Origin of the sequence: Burkholderia sp. BCC0419, from assembly GCF_902830285.1 — a bacterium.
Classification (GTDB): Bacteria; Pseudomonadota; Gammaproteobacteria; order Burkholderiales; family Burkholderiaceae; genus Burkholderia.
Window position 1 is genome coordinate 131,235 of sequence record NZ_CADESR010000006.1, and the last position, 22,758, is coordinate 153,992.

16 protein-coding genes are annotated in these 22,758 nt (G+C 66.9%); 3 read left to right on the forward strand and 13 right to left on the reverse strand.

Features of this window, described 5'->3' with window-relative positions; all coding sequences use genetic code 11:
* Positions 1-4: 4 nt before the first annotated feature.
* The 4 genes from bktB to HWW87_RS26015 form a co-directional block, all read right to left on the reverse strand.
* Positions 5-1,198: a beta-ketothiolase BktB gene (bktB, locus tag HWW87_RS26000; RefSeq protein ID WP_175822699.1), complete on the reverse strand. Its 1,194-nt coding sequence runs from the start codon at positions 1,196-1,198 to the stop codon at positions 5-7.
* A 48-nt stretch (positions 1,199-1,246) separates the two neighbouring features.
* The gene (locus HWW87_RS26005) at positions 1,247-2,920 is read right to left on the reverse strand and encodes an electron transfer flavoprotein-ubiquinone oxidoreductase (RefSeq protein ID WP_175822700.1); all 1,674 of its coding nucleotides are present in this window, start codon (positions 2,918-2,920) and stop codon (positions 1,247-1,249) included.
* A gap of 36 nt (positions 2,921-2,956) precedes the next feature.
* Positions 2,957-4,747: an acyl-CoA dehydrogenase gene (locus HWW87_RS26010; protein ID WP_175822701.1), complete on the reverse strand. Its 1,791-nt coding sequence runs from the start codon at positions 4,745-4,747 to the stop codon at positions 2,957-2,959.
* A 207-nt stretch (positions 4,748-4,954) separates the two neighbouring features.
* A complete protein-coding gene (locus HWW87_RS26015; protein WP_175822702.1) occupies positions 4,955-5,791 on the reverse strand; it encodes a helix-turn-helix transcriptional regulator in 837 nt (278 codons plus the stop codon).
* Positions 5,792-5,902: 111 nt separating this feature from the next.
* Here HWW87_RS26015 and HWW87_RS26020 point away from each other — a divergent pair, with 111 nt between their 5' ends.
* Entirely contained in the window at positions 5,903-7,171 is a 1,269-nt protein-coding gene (locus HWW87_RS26020) for an FAD-dependent monooxygenase (RefSeq protein WP_175822703.1), read from the forward strand.
* 148 nt (positions 7,172-7,319) lie between these two features.
* Here HWW87_RS26020 and HWW87_RS26025 read toward each other — a convergent pair whose 3' ends face one another.
* Together HWW87_RS26025 and HWW87_RS26030 are read right to left on the reverse strand one after the other, a co-directional pair.
* Positions 7,320-8,432, reverse strand: coding sequence for an AraC family transcriptional regulator (locus HWW87_RS26025; protein WP_175822845.1), 1,113 nt, complete (start codon positions 8,430-8,432; stop codon positions 7,320-7,322).
* A 40-nt stretch (positions 8,433-8,472) separates the two neighbouring features.
* Entirely contained in the window at positions 8,473-10,107 is a 1,635-nt protein-coding gene (locus HWW87_RS26030; RefSeq protein WP_175822704.1) for an AMP-binding protein, read from the reverse strand.
* Positions 10,108-10,410: 303 nt separating this feature from the next.
* Between HWW87_RS26030 and HWW87_RS26035 the strand changes: the two genes are divergently transcribed.
* Together HWW87_RS26035 and HWW87_RS26040 are read left to right on the forward strand one after the other, a co-directional pair.
* A complete protein-coding gene (locus tag HWW87_RS26035) occupies positions 10,411-11,202 on the forward strand; it encodes an HAD-IIB family hydrolase (protein WP_175822705.1) in 792 nt (263 codons plus the stop codon).
* A 99-nt stretch (positions 11,203-11,301) separates the two neighbouring features.
* Positions 11,302-12,402, forward strand: a complete 1,101-nt coding sequence (locus HWW87_RS26040; RefSeq protein ID WP_175822706.1) for an AraC family transcriptional regulator — start codon at positions 11,302-11,304, stop codon at positions 12,400-12,402.
* 15 nt (positions 12,403-12,417) lie between these two features.
* Here HWW87_RS26040 and HWW87_RS26045 read toward each other — a convergent pair whose 3' ends face one another.
* From HWW87_RS26045 to HWW87_RS26075, 7 genes are all read right to left on the reverse strand, one after another.
* Complete coding sequence (locus HWW87_RS26045) at positions 12,418-13,959, reverse strand: HAMP domain-containing sensor histidine kinase (RefSeq protein ID WP_175822707.1); 1,542 nt, start codon at positions 13,957-13,959, stop codon at positions 12,418-12,420.
* Complete coding sequence (locus HWW87_RS26050; protein WP_174391209.1) at positions 13,959-14,678, reverse strand: response regulator transcription factor; 720 nt, start codon at positions 14,676-14,678, stop codon at positions 13,959-13,961. Before HWW87_RS26050 ends, HWW87_RS26045 begins: the two co-directional genes overlap by 1 nt.
* A gap of 617 nt (positions 14,679-15,295) precedes the next feature.
* A complete protein-coding gene (locus tag HWW87_RS26055; RefSeq protein WP_175822708.1) occupies positions 15,296-16,351 on the reverse strand; it encodes a lipase secretion chaperone in 1,056 nt (351 codons plus the stop codon).
* A gap of 3 nt (positions 16,352-16,354) precedes the next feature.
* Positions 16,355-17,446: a triacylglycerol lipase gene (locus tag HWW87_RS26060; protein ID WP_175822709.1), complete on the reverse strand. Its 1,092-nt coding sequence runs from the start codon at positions 17,444-17,446 to the stop codon at positions 16,355-16,357.
* Between the two features lie 459 nt (positions 17,447-17,905).
* Entirely contained in the window at positions 17,906-18,958 is a 1,053-nt protein-coding gene (locus HWW87_RS26065) for an RNA-guided endonuclease TnpB family protein (RefSeq protein ID WP_175822710.1), read from the reverse strand.
* Between the two features lie 254 nt (positions 18,959-19,212).
* Positions 19,213-21,294, reverse strand: a complete 2,082-nt coding sequence (locus HWW87_RS26070) for a bifunctional diguanylate cyclase/phosphodiesterase (RefSeq protein ID WP_175822711.1) — start codon at positions 21,292-21,294, stop codon at positions 19,213-19,215.
* A gap of 236 nt (positions 21,295-21,530) precedes the next feature.
* Positions 21,531-22,604 carry a porin gene (locus HWW87_RS26075; protein ID WP_175822712.1) on the reverse strand — a complete coding sequence of 358 codons (1,074 nt, stop codon included), beginning with the start codon at positions 22,602-22,604 and terminating at the stop codon, positions 21,531-21,533.
* Positions 22,605-22,758: the final 154 nt, after the last annotated feature.

Consider the following 22,758-nt stretch of genomic DNA (forward strand, 5'->3'; position numbering starts at 1 on the left):
ATTATCAGATGTTCTCGAAGATCGCGGCAATCCCCTGGCCGCCGCCGATACACATCGTCACGAGCGCGTAACGTCCGCCGATGCGCTTCAGCTCGTACAGCGCCTTCACCGTGATCAGCGCGCCGGTCGCACCGATCGGGTGACCGAGCGAGATGCCCGAGCCGTTCGGGTTGACCTTCGCGGGATCGAGGCCGAGCTCCTGCGTGACCGCGCACGCCTGGGCGGCGAACGCCTCGTTGGCTTCGATCACGTCGAGATCGGTGATCTTCAGGCCGGCGCGTTCGAGCGCCTTCTGCGTGGCCGGCACCGGGCCGATGCCCATGTACGCCGGATCGACGCCCGCGTGCGCATACGCGACGAGGCGGGCGAGCGGCTTCACGCCCTGCGCGCGCGCGGCGTCCGCGCTCATCATCAGCACGGCGGCCGCGGCGTCGTTGATGCCCGATGCGTTGCCGGCCGTCACGGTGCCGTTCTCCTTCGCGAACACCGGCTTCAGCTTCGAGAAATCGTCCGGGCCGGCGTCGTGGCGCACGTGCTCGTCGGTGTCGAATGCGACTTCGCCCTTCTTCGTGCGGATCGAGATCGGCAGGATCTGGTCCTTGAAGCGCCCTTCCGCGATCGCGCGCGCCGCGCGACGATGCGATTCGAGCGCCAGCGCATCCTGCGCTTCACGCGAGATGTCGTACTTGCGTGCGACGTTCTCGGCCGTCACGCCCATGTGGATCGTCTGGAACGGGTCGTGCAGCGCGCCGAGCATCATGTCGACGAGCTTGCCGTCGCCCATGCGCTGACCGAAGCGCGCGGCCGGCACGGTGTACGGCGCGCGGCTCATGTTCTCCGAACCGCCGCCGATCGCGACGTCGGCATCGCCGAGCATGATCGTCTGCGCGGCCGACACGATCGCCTGCAGGCCCGAGCCGCACAGGCGGTTCACGGTCAGCGCCGGCGTGTGCTGCGCGACGCCGCCATTGATCGCCGCGACGCGCGCGAGATACATGTCCTTCGGCTCGGTGTTCACGACGTGGCCGAACACGACATGGCCGACCGCATCGCCCGGCACGTTCGCGCGCGCCAGCACTTCGGCGACCACCTTCGCACCGAGATCGGTCGGCGAGAAATCCTTCAGGCTCCCGCCGAAATCGCCGATCGCGGTACGGACACCGCTCACCACCACGACTTCCTTCGCTGCATTGCTCATCGTCTCACTCCGGTTCGTTCGCGCCCGCGGGCGCGGGGATGCGTTGCGTTACATGTTCGGGTAATTCGGCCCGCCGCCGCCTTCGGGCGTGACCCACACGATGTTCTGCGTCGGGTCCTTGATGTCGCAGGTCTTGCAGTGCACGCAGTTCTGCGCGTTGATCACCAGCCGATCGCTGCCGTCGTCGTTCTTCATGAACTCGTACACCGCCGCCGGGCAGAAGCGCGCCTCCGGCCCCGCGTAGGTGCGCAGGTTCACGTTCACCGGCACGCTCGCGTCCTTCAGCGTCAGGTGCGCCGGCTGGTTCTCCTCGTGGTTCGTGTTCGAGATGAACACCGACGACAGCCGGTCGAACGTCAGCTTGCCGTCCGGCTTCGGGTACTCGATCGGCTCGCACTGCGATGCCGGCTTCAGCATTTCATGGTCCGCGTGCTGGTGATGCAGCGTCCACGGCACGTTGCCGCCCATCACCTTCTGCTCGAGCCCCACCATCAGCGTGCCCAGGTACAGGCCCTTGGCCATCCACTGCTTGAAGTTGCGCGCGCGGTACAGCTCCGTGTACAGCCACGATTGCTTGAACGCGTCCGGATATGCGTTCAGCACGTCCGACTGGCGGCCCGCCTGTACCGCGTCGAATGCGGCGTCGGCCGCCAGCATGCCGGTCTTGATCGCCGCGTGGCTGCCCTTGATCCGCGACGCGTTCAGGAAGCCCGCGTCGTCGCCGATCAGCGCGCCGCCCGGGAACACCGTCTTCGGCAGCGACAGCAGGCCGCCGGCCGTGATCGCCCGCGCGCCGTACGACACGCGCTTGCCGCCTTCGAGGAACGCGCGGATCGACGGATGCGTCTTGTAGCGCTGGAATTCCTCGAACGGCGACAGGTACGGGTTCGTGTAGCCCAGTCCCACCACGAAGCCGACCACGACCTGGTTGTTGTCCATGTGATACAGGAACGAGCCGCCGTAGGTGTCCGACTTCAGCGGCCAGCCGGCCGTGTGGATCACGAGGCCCGGCTTGTGCTTCGCGGGATCGATTTCCCACAGTTCCTTGATGCCGATCCCGTACGCCTGCGGATCGGCGTTCGCGTCGAGCTTGAACTTCGAGATCAGCTGACGGCCGAGATGGCCGCGGCAGCCTTCGGCGAACAGCGTGTACTTCGCGTGCAATTCCATGCCGAGCTGGAAGTTCTCGGTCGGCTCGCCGTCCTTGCCCACGCCCATGTTGCCGGTCGCGACGCCTTTGACCGAGCCGTCGTCGTTGTAGAGGATCTCGGCGGCCGGGAAGCCCGGGAAGATCTCGACGCCCAGCGCTTCGGCCTGTGCCCCAAGCCAGCGCGTGACGTTGCCCAGCGAAATCACGTAGTTGCCGTGATTCTTGAAATTGTCGGGCAGCGCCCAGTTCGGCGTCGTGACCGCGCTCTTCTCGGACAGGAACAGGAAGCGGTCTTCCGTCACCTCGACGTCGAGCGGTGCGCCGCGCTCCTTCCAGTCGGGAAACAGCTCGGTGATCGCGCGCGGGTCCATCACCGCGCCCGACAGGATGTGCGCGCCGATCTCGGAACCCTTCTCGAGCACGCATACGCCGATCTCGGTGCCTTTCTCGGCAGCCAGCTGCTTGAGCCGGATCGCCGCCGACAGCCCGGCAGGGCCGCCGCCGACGATCACGACGTCGTATTCCATCGATTCGCGCGGGCCGTATTGCGCGAGCAAGTCCTGTGTGGTCAAAATCCTGTCTCCTGCTGCGTTCCGACCGTCAGCCGGTCAGAACTGGTCTTCCGTCAACGCGAGCACGCTCTCGTTGCCTTTCGCGCCGACGATCGACGCTTCGAGCGCACTCGCCTGCACCAGCACGTGCTCCGCATAGCATTGCGCGATCGCGATCTTCGCGTCGAAGAACGCCGTGTCGCTCGCGCGGTTCGCGTGCGCGGCCAACAGCGCGCGCGCCATCTGCCATCCGCACAGCACCACGCCCGCCAGCTTCAGGTACGGCACGCTGCCCGCGAACACCGCGTTCGGGTCCTGCTTCGCGTTCGCCAGCACGTAGTCCACCACCGACGACAGCGAGCGCGCGCCCTTCTCCAGCTGCGCCTTCATCGACGCGGCTGCCGCGCCGTCCAGCTTGCCGAGCGCCGCGACAGTCTCGCCGATCTCCGCAATCAGTGCCTTGGCGACCGCGCCGCCGTCGCGCATCGTCTTGCGGCCGACCAGGTCGTTCGCCTGAATCGCGGTCGTCCCTTCGTAGATCGCCAGGATCCGCGCGTCGCGGTAGTACTGCGCCGCGCCGGTCTCCTCGATGAAGCCCATCCCGCCGTGTACCTGCACGCCCAGGCTCGCCACGTCGTTCACCATCTCCGTGCTCCAGCCCTTCACCACCGGCACCAGATATTCGTAGATGGCCTGATGACGCGCGCGCGTCGCCTCGTCCGAATGGCGGTGCGCAATGTCGCTGTGCGCCGCGGCCACATATGCCAGCGCCCGCGCGCCTTCGGTCAGCGCACGCATCGTGCCCAGCATCCGGCGCACGTCCGGGTGATGGATGATCGTCACCGACTGCTTGGCCGAGCCATCCACCGGACGGCTCTGCACGCGTTCCTTCGCGAATTCGGCCGCCTTCTGGTACGCGCGGTCGGCCACGCCGATCCCCTGCATCCCGACCCCGAAGCGCGCCGCGTTCATCATGATGAACATGTATTCGAGGCCGCGGTTCTCTTCGCCGATCAGGTAGCCGATCGCGCCGCCGTGATCGCCATATTGCAGCACCGCCGTCGGGCTCGCCTTGATCCCGAGCTTGTGTTCGATCGACACGCAGTGCACGTCGTTGCGCGCACCGAGCGAGCCGTCTTCATTGACCATGAACTTCGGCACGATGAACAGCGAAATGCCCTTCACGCCTTCCGGCGCGTTCGGCGTGCGCGCCAGCACCAGGTGGACGATGTTGTCCGCCATGTCGTGCTCGCCCCACGTGATGAAGATCTTGGTGCCGAACACCTTGTAGGTGCCGTCGCCCTGCGGCTCCGCGCGCGAGCGCACCAGCGCGAGGTCCGAACCGGCTTGCGGCTCGGTCAGGTTCATCGTGCCGGTCCATTCGCCCGAGATCAGCTTCGGCACGTAGCGCTGCTTCTGCTCGTCGGTGCCGGCCGTCAGCAGCGCCTCGATCGCACCGTCGGTCAGCAGCGGGCACAGCGCGAACGACAGGTTCGACGCGTTCAGCATCTCGATGCACGGCGTCGCGATCAGCTTCGGCAGCCCCTGGCCGTCGTATTCGGCCGGATGCTGCAGCCCCTGCCAGCCGCCTTCGACGAACTGTCGGAACGCTTCGCCGAAGCCTGGCGTCGCGGTCACGACGCCATCCTTCCAGCTGCTCGGGTTGCGGTCGCCTTCGACGTTCAGCGGCGCCAGCACCTCGCCGCAGAATTTCGCGGACTCGTCGAGCACGGCCTGCGCCGTGTCGTAACCCGCATCCTCGAAGCCCGGCAACTGCGCAACGGCGTCGATGCCCGCGAGTTCCTTCAGCACGAACAGCATGTCCTTGACGGGGGCGTTATAGCTCATGGTCGATGTTCCAATCAGGCGGTGAATAGGAGCGCCACGGGGTCCGATACGGCAAAACCGGCCAGAACCGGGCGACGGGATGGGCCATCCTAACGCCGGGAACCCGGATTCCCATTGTCATATCCGGCCCACATGGTGACAAAACCGGCCACGGCGCGCGCGGGCGGCTGCCCTCGCGCCGAACGGCGAAAGCCCGTCGGGCGGCCATCAGCGCTCGTCCGACGGCCGTTCCGGCCGGGTGGCGAAATAGCGCGCGGGCGAATCCCCGAACGCCTTGCGGAACATCGCGATGAAGTTGCTGGGCGACGCGTAACCCAGCGCGTCCGACACCTCGGCCACCGGTCGGCCGCGCGCGAGCAGATCGAGGCCATGCGCGAGACGTGCCTGCTGGCGCCATTGCGAGAAGCTCATCCCGGTTTCGGCCGACATGAGCCGCCGCAACGTACGAGGCGACATCGCACCGAACGCCGCCCACGCGTCGAGCGTGCGCGGGTTGCCGGGATCGTCGAGGAGCGCCCGTGCCACGCGCGCGAGCCGCGGATCGACGGGCATCGGCACGTGCAACGCCTCGTGCGGCGTGCGCCGGATTTCGTCGTGGATGACCGCGGCCATCCGCGCGTGCTCGGGCGCCAGCGGCGCGTGCCGGCACCATCCGATCGCCCGGTGCACGAGCGAGCGCAGCACCGCGCTGATGCCGATCACGCACGGCTCGTCCGGCAGGCCCGCGCAGAACGGCGGCGCGGCCAGCAGCACCCAGCCGGCCGGCGCACCGCTCACCCGCACCTTGTGCGGCATGCCGGGCGGCACCCAGCCCGCACGATGCGGCGGGAGCAGCCACGCGCCGCGCGGCGTATGAACGTGGATCAGCCCCGCCTCGACACACAGCACCTGGCCGCGCGCATGCGCATGCCAGTCGTATTCGCGTGTGCCGAGCCGATACACGCTGGCCGGATCGTCATTGCCGCGCAGCGCGATCAGCGCGGGACCGTCCAGCCATTCGCTGTAGTCGGGGGGCGTCACGTCGGTGGCGGGTGCGTCGTCCATGTTGGCCAGTTTACGGCATCGAGCGGCCGGATGCCGTTATCCGACCGCCCGTCCCGCGCGGAACAATGCATGCCGGACCGCGCGCCCCGCGCGGCTAGCGGAGATCGTCCCATGCAAAACATTCATGTCGCCATCGTCGGCGCGGGCCTCGGCGGTCTGTGCCTCGCCCAGGCGCTGAAACAGGCCGGCATCGCGTTCGATGTCTACGAGCGCGACCCCGCCATCGACAGCCGGATGCAGGGCTACCGCATCCGGATCGACACGGCCGGGCAGCGCGCGTTGGCGGCCTGCCTGCCGGCCGGGCTGGCGGCATTGTTCCGGGCGTCGGCGTCGCAGGGCGCCGGCGGCACGCGGCTCGCGACGCCCCGGCTCGCGCCGGCCGACGGACACGCGTCCCCCGGCTGGCACACTGCACCGGACACGCCGGACCTAAGCGTGAACCGGCTGACCCTGCGGGAGATCCTGATGGCCGGCATCGAGGATCGTGTGCATTTCGCGCACGCGGTCGACCACTATCGCCTGCTGCCCGACGGCCGCGCGCAGGTGATGTTCGCGAGCGGCACGTCCGGGGCCGTCACGTGCGACGTGCTGGTCGGCGCGGACGGCGTCCATTCGACCGTCCGGGCGCAGCTCGTCCCCGCCGCCGCGCCGGTCCGGACCGGCAGCCTGTGCCTCTACGGCAGGACCCGGCTACCGACCGACGGCCCCGCCTTCGCCGACACCGCCGTGTTGCGCGACGCCACCACGGTGATCCTGGCCGACGGCTGCGCGGCGATCCTCGAGGACATGCGGTTCCGCACCGACTTGCGCGCGCTCGCCGCCCGTGCGCTGCCGCGCAGCCGGTTCACGCCGCCGGGCGACTATTTCTATTGGGCCGCGATCGGGCCGTCAGGCCGCCTCGGGCTGGACGGCGCCGACACGACGGCTGCGCTGGCGGCCCGGATCCCGGCCGCGCTGCGGCACGTCGCGCGAGACTGGCACCCGGTGCTGCGACGCCTGCTGCTCGATACGCCGGCCAACGCCGTCGCCGCGCTGCCCGTGCGCCGCGGATGCCCCGACGTCGCGCTGCCGGCCGGCCCGGTCACGCTGCTCGGCGACGCGATCCATGCGATGAGTCCCGCCGGCGGCGCGGGCGCCAATACCGCGCTCACGGATGCCGCTGCGCTCGCAACGCTGCTGGCCGGGCAGACCGGCAGCGACGGTGACATCCGGCACGCGCTGACGCGATATGCCGAACACATGCGTGTGTGGGCGACCGACGCGGTGGCCGCGTCCGATCGTGCAGCCGCGTGGCTGTTTGCCGCGGGCGAACCGGAAGCGCCCGTTAATCCGGAGTCCATATCGATGATAGCGGTCACGCGCGCCAAAGGAAACGGCTAGCCGCAATCGTGCCCGCACGGCGCGAGCGGCGAAGGGAGCCGGTTATGGGAGCGTCCGCTCAAAACCGGCCATGAAAACCGCAAAGGAGCCGGTTATGGGATTCACTCCGCGTACCCGCGAATCAGCGACGCACGGCCCCGCGCCCGCATCACGCGCGGCGCCGATACGTCCCCGGCGTACTCCCCGTCCAGTGCCGGAACGCGCGATGAAACGCGCTCGGGTCGTCGAAGCCGATATCGGCGCCGATCGCCGCGATCGTGTCGGGCGTATCGGTCAGCCGCTGGATCGCGATATCGCGCCGCAGCTCGTCCTTCAGCACCTGGAACGTCGTCCCTTCGGCGGCCAGGTGGCGGCTCAGCGTACGCACCGAACAATGCAGGTGCTCGGCCGCCTGGTCGATCACGGGCAGGTCGGGCAGCGCCGCCGACAGGTACTGCCGCACCCGGTGGCACACGAGCTGTTCGCTGAACGATTCGAAGATCCAGTCGCCGGGCGCACGCGCGAGGAATTTACCCAGGTTGCGCTTGCTCTGCCGGATCGGCGCGTCGAGGTAATCGGCGCTGAAGCGCATCAGCGTGCGCTCGCAGTCGAACTGCACGGCGCCGGTGAAGAAGTACAGGTGGTCGACCGCATGGCGCGGCCGCGGGCACGCGAACTCGATCTGCAGCAGCGGAATCTTCTGCCCGATCAGCCAGGAGCACACGCCGTGCACGAGCTTGAGCATCAGCTCCTGGCCGAGCGCGCCGATCGGGCCGATGGCGTCGTTCGGGCGCAGCAGCACCTGCGCGACGAGCTCGTCGCGCTTCGATTCGACGAAGAAGTCGTCGAGCAGGATATGGAAGAATTGTCCGAAACGATGCAGCGCCGTTTCGAGGTTGCGCGCATCGAGCAGGCTCAGGCACAGATACTTCAGCGTGCCGCCGCGCAGCGGGCGCGAGAAGATGCCGGGCATCTCGTCGTCGAGGTCGATCGCGAGCGTGCGGTACAGCGTCGAGAACTGCTCCTCCGTCACGCGCGCGTGCGGCTCGCCGAGCAGCTCGATCGGAATGCCGGCGCCGCGCAGGTAACGTTCGACCCCGTCGCGCTGCATGCCCGCGCTCGCGAGAAAGCCGTTGACGAGCGAGATCGGCACCGTCGCGCTCGGCGACGGCTGCGTACGCCCGGGCCGGGCGGAAAGTGAATCTGAGCCGGTCATCGCGTCCCCGTCGATCGAACCGACCGCATTGTACTTGAGCGGCCCGAGCGCCACTGTCGGGGTTATCGGCGCACCGGACCGCGCAGCCGCGGCCGCGGCGCCCTCGTCAGTCGGTGCGGCTGAGCTCCCGGCGCAGGATCTTGCCGACCGTCGACTTCGGCAGCCGGTCGACGAAGCGAACCAGCTTCGGCACCTTGTACGCCGCCAGGCTTGCGCGGCAATGCGCGACGAGCTGCGCTTCCGTCACGTCGGCGTCCGGCGCACGCACCACGAACAGCTTGACGGCCTCGCCCGTACGCGGGTCCGGCACGCCAATGCACGCGCATTCGGCGACGCCCGGCAGCGCGGTCGCCACCGCTTCCACCTCGTTCGGGTACACGTTGAAGCCGGACACGATGATCATGTCCTTCTTGCGGTCGACGATCCGCAGGAAGCCGGCCGCGTCGAATACGCCGACGTCGCCGGTGCGGAAATAGCCGTCCGCCGTGAACGCGGCCGCATTCGCATCCGGCTTCTGCCAGTAGCCGCTCATCACCTGCGGCCCCTTCACGCAGATCTCGCCCGCTTCGCCGAGCGCCACCTCGCGATCCTGCTCGTCGAGCAGCTTCACGTCGGTCGACGGCAGCGGCAGGCCCGTGGTGCCCGTGAACCGGTCGATCGACTGCGGGTTGAACGACACGACCGGCGACGTTTCCGACAGCCCGTAGCCTTCGCGGATGAAATTGCCCGTCACCGCCTTCCAGCGCGACGAGATCACGTCGATCACCGCCGCCCCGCCGCCGGCCGACAGCTTCAGCCGCGACCAGTCGACCTCCTTCAGCCGTGGATGGCCGGCGAGCCCCGCGTACAGCGTGTTCACGCCGACGAACACCGTCGGCCGCGCGGCCTTCAGCACGTCGACGAACCCGTCCATGTCGCGGGGATTCGCGACGAGCCAGTTCTGCGCGCCGATCGCGAAGTAGGACAGGAAGTTCACCGTCAGCGCGAAGATGTGATACAGCGGGATCGCCGTGACCACGACCTCTTCGCCCGGCTGGCGCGCATCCGGCACGATCGCCGCGAACTGCGCGACGTTCGCGACGAGGTTGCGATGCGACAGCGCCGCGCCCTTCGACAAGCCGGTCGTGCCGCCGGTGTATTGCAGCAGCAACAGGTCCGCGCCGCTCAGCGCAACCGGCTCGCACGCGAGCGATTCGCCGGCGGCGATGGCTTGCGCGAGCGCGGTCGAACCGGGCGGCAGTGCGTCGCACGTGCCGGCCGGCGCATCGACGACGCCGAGATCCTCGCGCCCCACGCTCAGCACGGTGCGCACGCGCGTGCCGCCGACCACCTCCGCGAACGTGCCCATCGAGCCGCCGCAGACGACCGCCACCTCGACCCCCGCGTCGTTGAGCTGATGCTCGAGTTCGCGCGCGGTGTAGTGCGGATTCACGTTGACCTGGATCGCGCCGATCTTCGCGACGGCGACGAACACGACCGGAAACGCGAGCACGTTGGGCAGCATCACGGCCACGCGATCGCCCTTGCGCACGCCGACGACCTGCTGCAGATACGCGGCCAGCGCGGTCGACAGGCGCTCGACGTCGGCATAGGCGAGCGTGCGGCCGAATGCATGAAACGCCGGACGGTCGGCGAAGCGGCGCATCGCGTCGTCCAGCAGCGCGCTGACGGAAGGATGGCGATCGGCGTCGATCTCGGCGGGGATCGAGCCATACGACCCGGTCCAGTGTCTCTTCGTCATGTCTCACTCCTCTGGGACGGCACGCCAGCCTGCGCGCCGTTCGCACGGCGGCCTGCACGCCGGAAGGACGCGGGCCGCCGCCTGATCGGCGACTATCGCCCGCGCGACGCGCTTTGCAAATGATCCGGGCGGCCGAAAACATGATCGAAACGGACACGCGCGCACGCCGGCTTGTCCGGGCGACTCCGTCGGACGCCGCCGCCACGCACATATTCCCGCGCGCGAATTGCAAAGCAGCAAGCGGCATGGCGCGGCGTGTCGCCGTTCTTCATAATCGACGACCGCCCCTCATTCGCCGAGACCATGCAGCCGCTCGCCCTGGCCCCCGCCGACACCTTCTCGTCCGTTCGATTCCTGCTGACCGACATGGACGAGACCCTGACCCATCGCGGTCGCCTGGCCGCGCAGACTTATGCGGCGCTCGAGCGGCTGCAAACGCGCGGCATCCGCGTGATCCCGGTCACCGCCGCGCCGGCCGGCTGGTGCGACCAGATGGCGCGGATGTGGCCGGTCGACGGCGTGATTGCAGAGAACGGCGGGCTCTTCATCCGGCGCGGCGCGGACGGGCACGGCGCCGAACGCCGTTACTGGCACGCGGACGATGCGCTCGACGGCGCGCGCGACGCGCTCCGGCGCATCGCGCAGCATGTCGGGAAGGCCGTCCCCGCCGCCCGCCACGCGGACGACCAGGACTTCAGGCTGACGTCGCTCGCGTACGCCCGCAGCGGCGGCGACCAGGACAACCGGATACTCGACGCGCTGATCGAGGCCGGCGCGGACGCGACCATCAACAACCTGTGGGTGATCGGCTGGGTCGGCGGATACGACAAGCTGTCGATGTCGCTGCGCGTGCTGGCGGATACGTTCGGCGTCGATGCCAATGCGGCGCCCGGTTGCGTCGCCTATTCGGGCGATTCGACCAACGACGCGCCGATGTTCGGCTATTTCGCGCATACGGCCGGCATGAGCACCGTGGTCGAGTATCTGCCGCAGTTGCCCGCGCTGCCGCGATGGATCACGCAAGGCCCGGGCGGCAGCGGCTTCGTCGAATTCGCCGACGCGATCCTGCGCGCGCATCCGGGTGATCGGGGCTGACCGCTCGCGCGTATCAGGGTGAACCCTGTGGCGGATGGAACCGTTCCCGCGCAGAATTGCGTGCCGTCAACGATATCGATTCGGACGCAGGATCCCGCCATGCCGCGCAGTGCGCTGTTGAAACCGACCGACGCCCGTCACACCCGGCTGCCGGACGCCGCCTCCACCCACGCGTTGCGCGAGCAGCGCTTCACGCCGGCCAAGCTAGCCGTGCTGGTCGACGTGGCCGCGCAAGCCGGCCTCGACCCGGCGACGGTGCTCGCCGGCACCGGCCTCGCGCCGGCCGACGTCGCGGACCCGTTCACGCTCACGTCGCCGCTGCAGTTCCTGACGGCCGCGCGCAACGCGGTCGGCCGGTACGACGGCACCGACCTCGGCGTGCGCGTCGGCCGCCTGCTGCGCGCGTCGAGCTACGGCATGTACGGCTACGCGATGCTGTGCTCGGAATCGCTCGCGCGCGCATTCGATTCGGCCGTCAACTATCACCGGCTCGCGAACGGCATGCTGCCGATCCGCTGGGTCGAACAGGGCGACACCGCGTCGTGGCTGTTTCCGGACCGCCACGAAGTCGCGCTGCCCGATCTCGACGAGCCGCTGTACCGTTTCCTGATCGACATGCAGTTCGCGCTGCACGTGACGATCATCAAGGACGTGATGGGCGGATGGTGCATGCCGGCGCGCGCGCAGTTCGCGCAGCCGCGGCCGCCGCACGGGGCGCTGCTGGCCGACGCGCTCGAATGCCCGATCGCGTTCGACCAGCCGCATCACGTGCTCAGCTATCCGGCGGCATGGCTCGCGCGCGCGCCGCAGCTCGCGAATCCGATCACCGCCGCGCAGGTGTCGTCGCACTGCGCGCAGTTGCTCGACGAATTGCGCAGCCAGTCGGGTATCACGCGACGCGTCTACGAGGAGCTCACCCGCACGCCGGGACAATTCCCGGACATCGACGCGATCGCCGAGATGCTGTGCATGACCTCGCGCACGCTGCGCCGCAAGCTCGAAGCCGAAGGCACGTCGTACAGCGAACTGCTGACGAGCGTGCGCAAGGCGCTCGCGATCGACTATCTCGGCACGACCACGCTCAGCACCGAGGACATCGCGCTGACGCTCGGCTTCAGCGATGCCGTGGGATTCCGCCACGCGTTCAAGCGCTGGACCGGCACGACGCCGAGTGACGTGCGGCGCAAGCGCGGCGGATGACGCCGCCGACCGCGATCAGCGCGCGTCGCCCGCCGCCGGCGACGCGACCGCCAGCGCAAACTCGAACACCGCGCCGCGCCCGGGCCGGTCGACGAGCCGGATGCCGCTGCCGTTGAGCGCCAGCATCCGGTGCACGATCAACAGGCCGAGCCCGCCGCTCGTCGCCGTGCCGCCGCTCATCGGCCGCTGCGGCCGCTGGAACAGCCCTTCGCGCCGCGCGGGCGGAATCCCCGCGCCGGTATCCGACACGGTCACGACCACGCAATCGTCCTGCGGCGTCAGCGCGACCTCGACTTCGCCGTGCTGCGGCGTGTGTCGCAACGCGTTGTCGAGCAGGTTGGTCAGCACGCGCTCGATCATCCCGAGATCGGCCGACACGACCGGCACGCGCGGCGGAATCCGCGCATGCAGCGCGACACCGCGCGATTGCGCGGTCAGCTCGAATTTCTGGAACACGTCCTGCACGAGATCGACGAGCGAGAACGGCTCACGCTCGGCCTGCACGCCGCCCGATTCGAGCCGCGCGAGCTCGAACAGCGCCTGCGCGAGCCGCCCGACCTTCGCGCTCTGCGTGAGCGCGATCGACAGGTAGCGCCGCCGTTCGGGCTCGGCCAGCGTGTCGGCCTTCAGCGACAGCGTCTCCAGATAACCGTGCAGCGACGTGAGCGGCGTGCGCAGGTCGTGCGAGATGTTCGTGATCAGTTCGCGCCGCTGCTGGTCCTGGCGCGTCAATGCGCGCCACTGGTCGCCGATCCGGTCGGCCATCTGCGCGTACGCGGATTCGAGCACCGCGATGTCGTCGCCGCGGCGGCCGGGCGGCAAGCGCAGCACCGGCGGCGGCGCATCAGACGCAGCATCAGGCGCATCAGGTGTGTCAGGCGCACCCGGCGCGCCGGGCACACCGTTCGCGTCGAAGCCGCGCATCGCGGCCGTCAGCCGGCGCAGCGGGCGCGTGATGAAGCTGAATGCGGTGAGGCCCGCGAGCAGGCCGAGCAGCGCGACGATCGCCATCGACCACAGCGTCGTGCGCAGCACGTTCCCGGCGTCGACGCGCGCGGCGAGCCGGTCATGCGCCTCGCCGAGCAGCACCACGTAGATGTAGCCCGACGGCGGCTGCCCCGCGCGCTGCAGCGGCGCGGCACTGAACACCTTGCGCGCGTCCGGGCTGCGCGGATCGTCGCCGAGGATCGGCAGCGGCTGGCCCGCGATGAAGCGCTGCACGGGCGCGAGATCGACGCGGTCGCGCTTCACGTGGCCCGGCGGCGCATCGTCGCCCTTGATGCGGCCCGCGTTGTCGAGCAGGTACACCTCGACGCTCGGGTTCACGCCCATCAACTGCCCGAACAGCGTGCGCACGGCGTCGGGGCGCAGCCCGTTCGCGTCCATCAGCGGCGCGCTGCCGGCGATGTTCGCGGCCAGGTCGCGCGACAGCGCCTGCACGACTTCCTTCTCGCGCATGTCGTTCGCGCGGATCTGCAGCCACGCCGACGCGCCCGAGCACGCGAGCAGCAGGATCGAGAACACGAGCGACAGCCGCTGGGTGAGCGTGAGCTTCATCATGCGTCCCGCTGGCCCGGCGCGGCGAGCTTGTAGCCACGCCCCCACACGGTGAGGATCCGCACGGGCTCGGCCGGATCGGCCTCGATCTTCGCGCGCAGCCGGTTGATGTGGGTGTTGACCGTATGTTCGTAGCCTTCGTGCTGGTAGCCCCACACCGCGTTCAGCAGATCCATCCGCGAGAACACCTTGCCCGGATGCCGCGCGAAGAAATACAGCAGGTCGAATTCGCGCGGCGTGAGGTCGATGCGTGCGCCGTCGACGCTCGCCTCGCGCGCGATCGGGTCGATCGCCAGCCCGGCGACATCGAGCGTGCCCGCGTCGATCCGCGAATCGCGCGCGAGCGCATCGACGCGCCGCAGCAGCGCCTTCACGCGCGCGACGAGTTCGAGCACCGAGAACGGCTTCGCGAGGTAGTCGTCGGCGCCGAGCTCGAGGCCGAGGATCCGGTGCACCTCGCTCGACCGCGCGCTCGTGATGATGATCGGCGTGTAGCGCGTCATCGCCCGCGCGCGCCGGCAGATTTCGAGGCCGTCGACGCCCGGCAGCATCAGGTCGAGGATCAGCGCGTCCCAGTTGCCCTGTTCGAGCAGGCGCAAGCCTTCGGCGCCGTCCGCGCTGTGCACGACCTCGTAGCGCTCGTCGCGCAGGTGCAGGCTCAGCACGTCGGCGATGTCGGCGTCGTCCTCGACGATCAGGATACGTTTCGGATGGTCCATGGCGGTGGGCGGCGGCACGTCGGAGCGAGGCTCGGTCACGGTTGTCGGGCGGCGATCGGGGCCGGCGCGAAGCGCGGCGGAAGGCCGCGCTGCCGTCATTGTGCAAAATTTTGCGGCGGATAGTGATCACATTTCGTTTATCTTTGGATCACGCTCGCACCGCGGGCCAATACCCGCAAGGCCTTCCGTTCCGTCCCTCTAAAACGAAACTCGACTCGCCCGAACACTGAATAGACACTCAGACCTTATCCGTGCCGCGCACGATTGACGGCACAGGTGTGCCCGCATCACCGACTCCAAATGGGCGAGAACCGGACCTGGGGCTCGTCGGCAATCTGAACGGTGCGCAAGGACAACCGAAAGCAAACCGCGACAGCTTCGTTCATGATCGATTCGCTTCGCAGGCTTGACGACGTCACGAATGCAGCTACTTGTTCCGCATCGCCTTGACAATCGCGCTCCATTACATGCGCGACACACCGCACGATCGAATCGTGTGGGAATTGTTTTATGTCGACTGCGCTGAAGCGCTGATGAACCGCGCGTCGTAGACCGGTATCGACAACGCGTTGCGGAAATCATTCGATGCACGACGATCCGCGCGAACGCGGGCGGATTTATTGCGTGTGCGTCGACGCGCTACCACGATCGAGCGACGCCGCACGCAGTGCCTCACCAGGCTCCGTAAAGTAGCGCTGCCGCAACTGCGCGACCTGCGCATCGCGATCCTGTGTCGACACGTTCTGCGCATCGATCTGCGCGCGCTGAACCGCATATTCGTTGTACTTAGCATGCCATGCATTGTCCGCCTGCTGCATCTTCACGACCCGCTCGGCAGCCTCCGGCCCGAGCGTTTGCACGAGCTGCGCGCGCATTTCGTCGGGCGTCGCGTTCGATTTCCACACTTTGTCTATCTGCGCGATCGCGTTGTTCTGCTCCTTCTGGCGTTCCAGCTCGGCGCGCTGATCGGCCGGCAGTTGCTGCTCGAGCGCGGCAAGATATGCCGCCTTCTGGGCTTCGGTCAGCGACGGATCGCGGATGATCTTCAATCGCGCGAGATCGCCACGCTGCAGCGCCTGCTCGGCGCCGAAGAACGGCTCGCTCCAGTCGCCCAGTGCGCGGCTCGCGATCGTTGCGCGTCGGTCGAGCGCGAGCTGCAGTGCCGGAAGGTCGAGCTTGTTGTCCACCGCACCGCCGCCCGGCAGCTTCGCGAGTTCGGCGAAATACGCGCGGTAGCGCTGCCAGACGTCGAGCGCCTCGCGTTGCGCAACCGTCCCGTCGAGCTGCGCGGCAATCGCGCGCGCGACGAGTGCATCGAGTTCCACGGGGCGCAACTGGTTTTGCGCGGTCAGGAAATAGTCGAAGAAGCCGCGCACCGCACCCACCTTTGCGAGATGGCCGTGCGCATCGAGCGGCAGGCGCGGCGCAGTCGAGCCAGCGAGTGCCGGGGGGAACCCGCTTGCGCCGAAACCGGGCATGGTGCTCGCCGCCGTGCCGCCCGCCGACGCCGACGCCGACGCGGACGACACGGCCCCGGCACGCGCGACGCCGGACATGCCGGCGTCGCGCGTCTTCAGAGCGTCGGCCCCATACCAGGCTGCGCCAGCCGCAACGACGCCCGCTACCCCGTAAAGCGCGACGCGACGCGCGATGCCGCTCTTGCGACCTGTCATCGATTACACGCCTTGCGTTTTCAGCCGGTTCGCGTGCGTGCGGATCGCCGCTACCGGATCCTCCACATTCGCGCCGAGCACGCCGAGAATCTGGTTGATCGCATCGGTGTGATTCCGGTGATATGTGCCAAGCACCTGGCCAAACAGCGCGCTGCATTGCGACACGACGCCGTCGTTCGGCCCGGAGCCGCGATTGATCATCACCGTGCCGCTGCCGAGGAACGCCAGCGTTGCTGGATTGAGCACGTTCGCCGGATCGGTGGCCCCGCTCACGCTCGTATCGACGGCACCCGTCACGCCGGCCACCGTCGTCGTCGGCTGGATCGCCGTGCCGCCCCACGAATAAAGCAGGTGCGTATTGCCGTTGACCGTCTCGGTTGACGCACCCGTCTGGCACGAGCCCGGCGCACCGAGACCTGCGCTCGGAAATTTCTGGTTATATGCGGCAGCCTTCGCTGTCGTCAGCACCGACAATGCCTGAATCGCATCCTGGTTCGTATTGAAGGTGCTGCTCGTCAAGGTGCCGAGCGCATTCGCGAACGCGCTGAACACGGCCGACGACAGGCCGGTCGGATCCGTCTGCAACAGTTGCTGGACGAAGTCCGCGAATTGCGAACCCCAGTGCGGCGTGCTGATCGTCGTCACCGACGCGACCAGCTCCGGCGCGACGGACGCAACATAACGCGATGACAGACCGCCCTGGCTGTGGCCGATCAGATTCACTTTCTGCGCGCCCGTCGCCGCGAGCACCTGCTTCACGTAGGCAAGCAACTGCTCGCCGCGCCCGTTCGGGCCATCGTCGCCTTGAAAGCCGGACAGATTGGCAACGTAGACCTTCGCGCCGTGCGCCTGCAGATCCGCCGGAATGTGATACCAGTACTCGACGACGCCGCCATACTTGTCGGTGCCGGTCAACCCGTGCACGAGAATGATCGGGTACTTGGTCGCCGCATAATCGTCGACGGTGGTCGTCGCGGCGGAGGCGGCGTGCGTGCCGGCCAGCGACAGAAAGGTTCCAACACTCGCGGCAGGCGCCGCGTTCATTGCGAATGCGACCACGGCCGCCGCTGTCTTCGCTCGTATCGATCTGCTCATCTTGCTCTCCATTTTTTACGTGCGTATCAATTGCTTGAGGATGAGGACGCGAGAATCGCTGATGCAGCGACGCTTCCGGCACTGAAGCGTCGCCCGCGCGGTGTCGGCCATACCGGCCTCGACGGCTTGGGCGCACACCGATGCCCGAAAACGAATAAAAACGAACACAAACGAACGTTTTCGCACCAGCAGGCGAAGTGAATCACGTTCGACAAGATTGCGGAGACGGTTAGACAGGGCCCTCCAGTCAGTTGACAACGGGGGCATCAATCACTAGACGTTGCATCGAGAATGATGTTGCTCCCGGACAGGCTTGAATGGATTGGCCTGCCCGAGCGGTCAATCGTGTGAATGTCCGGATTCGATCGCATCGCCCCCGCGTCGCGTCGAGAAGACTTGCGCTGGCGCGCATCTGCACCCTGCTTCGCATCCGGTGGATTGACGTCCTCCTCCGCCTGCCTAAAGGCGGAGGATTCCCACAGCTGGCGATGCACGTCCGCATCGGAGAATGTTCGGCGCAGCGTTGGTATCTCGATCATGCTCGACACCACAGTCACTACAGGTCCACTCTCTTACTCGCAGTCCCGCGATACCTTTCGGCCGCGTCGTGCTATCTTTCGATCCGCACGACGAACAGGACTGGGTCGAACCGCTTTCGTCGACTTCCTCGAACGTGGCCCCGTGCGCGATCGCTTTGTAGCGGAGCTTGTTTCGGAAGGACGACCAGGACGCGTCGTAGACGCTCTTCGCCATCCTGGTTCTGGCGAGTTTGACGGCAGATACGTTGCCAACCGCGATGTAATCGAAACGCCGCACCAGATCGAGCGCGAGCTTGTGCTGGAAATCGGCACGGGCATTCGCCACCTTGGCGTGCAGCTTCGCGATATGCCGCCTGTGCTTTCGCGCCCGTTGCGCTTGCGCCAGCTTTTCCGCCGCTCGTCGACCGAACTGGTCATTGGGCAGCTTCTCGCCGGTCGAAAGTGTGGCGAAGTCTTTCAGGCCGAGATCGATGCCGACACCGGAATGGATAGGTCGGGCCGGAACATCCGGCATCTCGATCACGATGTTGAGAAGCCAGTTGCCGCGTGCATCCTGCGCAAAGTTGGTCCCGTCCTTGATCTTGCCTTCGGGAAGCGGTCGACTGTTGAACACGCGGAAGGTGTTGCCGGCAAAGCGGAATGCTTCGCCTTCGCGTTTCAGGTCGCGGCCCTTCAGCGGCACCCAGCCCAGCGATTTCCTGCCGCGATATCGCAGGTACGGGCGTCGATGCAGGCTGCGCGACTTCGCGTATTGTTCGCACGTTGCGTTGACCGTGCCGGAGTGAATGCCGGGTTCCTTACTGCTACCAGTGGTAAGCACATTCAAGTCGAATCCCGTCGGCCACTTCCTGCTCCACTTGAGCGCGTGCCTCTGCGTGTCGTTGCAGAAGTTCCAGACGTAGTTCACCGCACGGCTCTGCTTGTTGAGCAGTCCGTTGAGCGACTTCACCCGGTAGCGGTAGACAAGGATCATGCAGGTGATCCTAACCCGTGGAAGAAGCTGCCTGTCAACTTCGCTCCTTTCCTTCCCGCCATCAATGGCGGGGTTTCTCGGAACAACTGATGAAATCGATCGTCATGGCCGCATGAACGTCCGCATCACGCCGACCCGCGCTGCGAACCGGCTCGCGATCGTCGCGCGCCGCGTGCCTGTCCGATGTCGACCGGACCGCTCGCGATGTCCGGCCGCCCCTTCCACGGCCGACCGCGACGCGTTCCGAAACAGGATCAGATATTTCTGATCGCAGTACCTTGCGCGGTCATTTCGACGAAGTGATCCGCCGGCATCGGACGTCCGAGCAGGAAGCCCTGCAGCGAGTTGCAGCCGAGTTGGGTCAGGAACTGCTGCTGCGCGGTCGTTTCAACGCCCTCCGCGACGATCTTCAGGTCGAGTGCCCGGCCGAGCGCGACGATCGCGGAAATGATCGCGGCATCTTCGGTATCGTGTTCGAGATCCCGGATGAATCCCCGGTCGATCTTGAGCTCGCTGGCCGGCAAGCGCTTGAGATACAACAAGCTTGAATAACCCGTTCCGAAGTCGTCGATGGAAATGCGCACACCCATGTCGTGCAACTGCTGCAGGATTCTCAAGCTGGCGTCGGCATCGCGCATCGCGGTCGATTCGGTGATCTCCAGCGTCAGGCAGTGCGGTTCCAGCGCGTGCCGCTGCAATGTGGCCTCCACGACCCGGATCAGGCTCGCGTGGCCGAATTGCAGCGGTGACAGGTTGACGGCCATCGTCCAGTCGGTTCGACCTGCATCGCGCCACTCGCGCATCTGCCGGCAGGCCTCGTCCAGGACCCATTCGCCGATCGGCACGATCAATCCGGTCTTTTCCGCGATGGCGATGAACTGGTCGGGCGCAATGAGGCCGCGCGTCGGGTGCAGCCATCGCAAAAGCGCCTCGACGCCGATGATCGGCCCGTCAGGAACGTCGAACTTCGGCTGGTAATGCAGGATCAGTTCACGCCGCTCCAGCGCCAAACGGAGTTCCTGCACGATTTTCAAGTGCTCGCGGACATTCGCGTTCATCGATGCCTCGAAGTAACAGTACGCGTTACGGCCGAGCGCCTTGGCGTGATACATCGCTGCATCGGCATTGGTCATCAGCTCCCGGAAATCGCCGCCATTGCCGGGATAGAGCGCGATACCGATGCTGGCCGACACGCGCAATTCGTGTTCGGACACGTGGAATGGCGCCCGGATCACCGCCAATACCTTGTCCGCCACGTCGGCCGCGTCGGCGGGCTCGTTCACGGCCACGACCAGCACGAACTCGTCGCCACCCAGACGGGCAATCGTGTCCTGCGAGCGCAGGTTCGCGCCGATGCGCCGCGCCACGTCGACCAGCAGCAGATCGCCGACATGATGACCATAGGCGTCGTTGACGGCCTTGAATCCATCGAGGTCCATGAACATCAGCGCGAAACTCCCGTGCTCGCGGTCGGCGCTCTGGATCGCCTGATCGATCCGGTCTTCGAGCAGCACGCGGTTGGGGAGCTTGGTGAGGGTGTCGTGCAGCGCCAGATACGTCAGTTCCTGGTTGGCTTCCGCCAGCGACGTCGCGAGTACCGACGTGCGGGACTCCAGACGCAGGTCGAGGACGGAAACGATCAGCGCGATGGCGAGTATCGCCAACGTGGCCACGACAATGACGAGCGCAAGCCCGCCGGCATCCATGCTGGAGCCGGCTGCCCCGCAGATGCTGCCCAACGGGAACCGGGCGGCCGCCATCCCCGTATAGTGCATGCCGGCGATGGCGGCGCCCATCAGGACCGCGGCGCCCAGATTGAGCAGACGCACGCGAGACGAACCGCTACGCCGAATGAATACGATCCATAGCACGGCGCCCGATGCGACCACGGCAATCGCGACCGACAGGCAAACGAGCAACGGGTCGTACTGGATGCCCGGTGACATGCGCATCGAGGCCATGCCCGTGTAATGCATTCCCGAGACGCCGGCCCCCATCAACATCGCTCCGCCGCCAAGCCGGTGCCACTTCAGCGTGCCCCGACAGACGAGCCACAGCGCAACCGTGGAGCAGCCAATGGCAATCAGCAACGAAAGCACCGTAATGGCCGGATCGTATCCCAGGGGAATCGGCAACGCGAAGGCAAGCATGCCGACGAAATGCATCGACCAGATGCCCGCACCCATCACGCTGGCCCCGCCTACCAGCCACCAATGTGCGGCGCGCCCCTCGGCCGTCTTGATACGCCCGGCCATGTCCAGCACGGTGTAGGACGCCAATATGGCAATCAGGAGCGAAAGAAGAACGAGCAACGCGTTATAACTTGTCGGCAGCATTGTTATTTACAGATCGCTTTCGATTCGGCAGTCACGAGACCACCGGTTAGCCGGGGCCTCGCGGATTCGCGTGAAAGTTGGGCACAAAGGGAAAGCGGCGTCCGAAAGCATGGACCAGTCGTGTGACGCGTCAGACGATTCGGACGACTACCGCTTGCAGCGGCGGATCATAAACGCGACTTGCCGTTCAGGGAAGGATTTACCGCTGCGGGGGCGTTGGAGGGTGCGGCCGGGAATCAGAACGTGTGGCGAATGCCGGCCGCAAACGTGTTGCCGATGGGGTGCGCGCTCAGCTTGTCGTAAGCGTAAATCGCGTAGATGTCCGTCCGTTTCGACAGAAGGTGGTTGTAGCCGACAGACATGGTGTTCCGCAAGCTGCCGGCCGCTTGGGTAGCGCCGGACCGCTTCGTGCGCGCCCACTCTGCAAGCAGGAAGTCGGCCGGTGAGAACGGAATCGACAAACCCGCCTCGTAGGTGTGGCTGCCGGTCGGCGCACTCACGTCGCTCGTCATCGCCCAGGCGCCGTACAGTGTGAAGAGCTTGAAATCGTATGCCGCGCCGGCCAGATAGGCGTACTGCGCGCGGACCGGCCCTGCCGCGGTGTACCGCACGCGCTGGCCGGACAGCACGGCCGTGAGACCGTGCCCTTGATAATTCAGGTGAACGCCGAGGTTACCGACGCCAGGCGAACCCGCCACGCCGCCAAGACCATAGATGACGGTCGCGCCGAAACCCTTGAAGGTCGGCGTCGTGTACTTGACGGTGTTGTTCCACACCGTATCGCCGATGATCGTCCCGCCATAGCTGGTCACGAACGTCTGCAGGACGAGCGGAGAGAAGACGGTCGAGGATCCGAACGGATTGACGAGGGATTCTGCCGTATAGGCCGGGTTTCTTTGTCGCCCGAAGGTCAACTGGCCGAAGTCGCCTTGAAAGCCCACGTAGGCATTGCGTGACCAGAACGGGTCCGCCGCACTACGCCCCTGCGCGCCGTTTGCGGGTTGAAAGAAGCTTTCGAGGACAAAAATGGCGCCGACGCCGCCGCCAAGGTCTTCCTTGCCGCGGATTCCCCAGAACGATGTGGTCAGCCCGCCGCTTCCCGTCAGTACTGCAGACTGCGGCGTGTCGCTACGTTTGATACTGCCGACGTAGGTGCCGATGAGGCCATAAAGCTGGACCTGGGATCCGCTATCTGCGTGTGCTCCGACGGAAGTCAATGCCAGACCGGCACTGAATATCGCCGTCACGCCGAGCGTACCGACAACGCGCCGGGCGGCAACGCGCACCACGACCTGTCGTGCCTTTTTCATTTCGGTTGTCTCCATTCATGTTTTTGTGAGCGACCTTTTCCGTGACGATCCTCTCAGTAGTACTGATTGACTACCCGGTAACGGCGGCGCTTGTTGCGAGCATGTCGCGGTAGCCAATGGCGCGACGAGCGAGGAAACGCCTTCCCCGAGGCTT

Bases quoted from the DNA above. Each gene is read 5' to 3' on its own strand.
- bktB (WP_175822699.1), bottom strand. From the start codon at position 1,198: ATGAGCAATGCAGCGAAGGAAGTCGTGGTGGTGAGCGGTGTCCGTACC.
- HWW87_RS26045 (WP_175822707.1), bottom strand. From the start codon at position 13,959: ATGAAGCTCACGCTCACCCAGCGGCTGTCGCTCGTGTTCTCGATCCTG.
- HWW87_RS26075 (WP_175822712.1), bottom strand. From the start codon at position 22,604: ATGAAAAAGGCACGACAGGTCGTGGTGCGCGTTGCCGCCCGGCGCGTT.
- HWW87_RS26035 (WP_175822705.1), top strand. From the start codon at position 10,411: ATGCAGCCGCTCGCCCTGGCCCCCGCCGACACCTTCTCGTCCGTTCGA.
- HWW87_RS26060 (WP_175822709.1), bottom strand. From the start codon at position 17,446: ATGAGCAGATCGATACGAGCGAAGACAGCGGCGGCCGTGGTCGCATTC.
- HWW87_RS26070 (WP_175822711.1), bottom strand. From the start codon at position 21,294: ATGCTGCCGACAAGTTATAACGCGTTGCTCGTTCTTCTTTCGCTCCTG.
- HWW87_RS26050 (WP_174391209.1), bottom strand. From the start codon at position 14,678: ATGGACCATCCGAAACGTATCCTGATCGTCGAGGACGACGCCGACATC.
- HWW87_RS26015 (WP_175822702.1), bottom strand. From the start codon at position 5,791: ATGGACGACGCACCCGCCACCGACGTGACGCCCCCCGACTACAGCGAA.
- HWW87_RS26020 (WP_175822703.1), top strand. From the start codon at position 5,903: ATGCAAAACATTCATGTCGCCATCGTCGGCGCGGGCCTCGGCGGTCTG.
- HWW87_RS26030 (WP_175822704.1), bottom strand. From the start codon at position 10,107: ATGACGAAGAGACACTGGACCGGGTCGTATGGCTCGATCCCCGCCGAG.
- HWW87_RS26010 (WP_175822701.1), bottom strand. From the start codon at position 4,747: ATGAGCTATAACGCCCCCGTCAAGGACATGCTGTTCGTGCTGAAGGAA.
- HWW87_RS26040 (WP_175822706.1), top strand. From the start codon at position 11,302: ATGCCGCGCAGTGCGCTGTTGAAACCGACCGACGCCCGTCACACCCGG.
- HWW87_RS26055 (WP_175822708.1), bottom strand. From the start codon at position 16,351: ATGACAGGTCGCAAGAGCGGCATCGCGCGTCGCGTCGCGCTTTACGGG.
- HWW87_RS26065 (WP_175822710.1), bottom strand. From the start codon at position 18,958: ATGATCCTTGTCTACCGCTACCGGGTGAAGTCGCTCAACGGACTGCTC.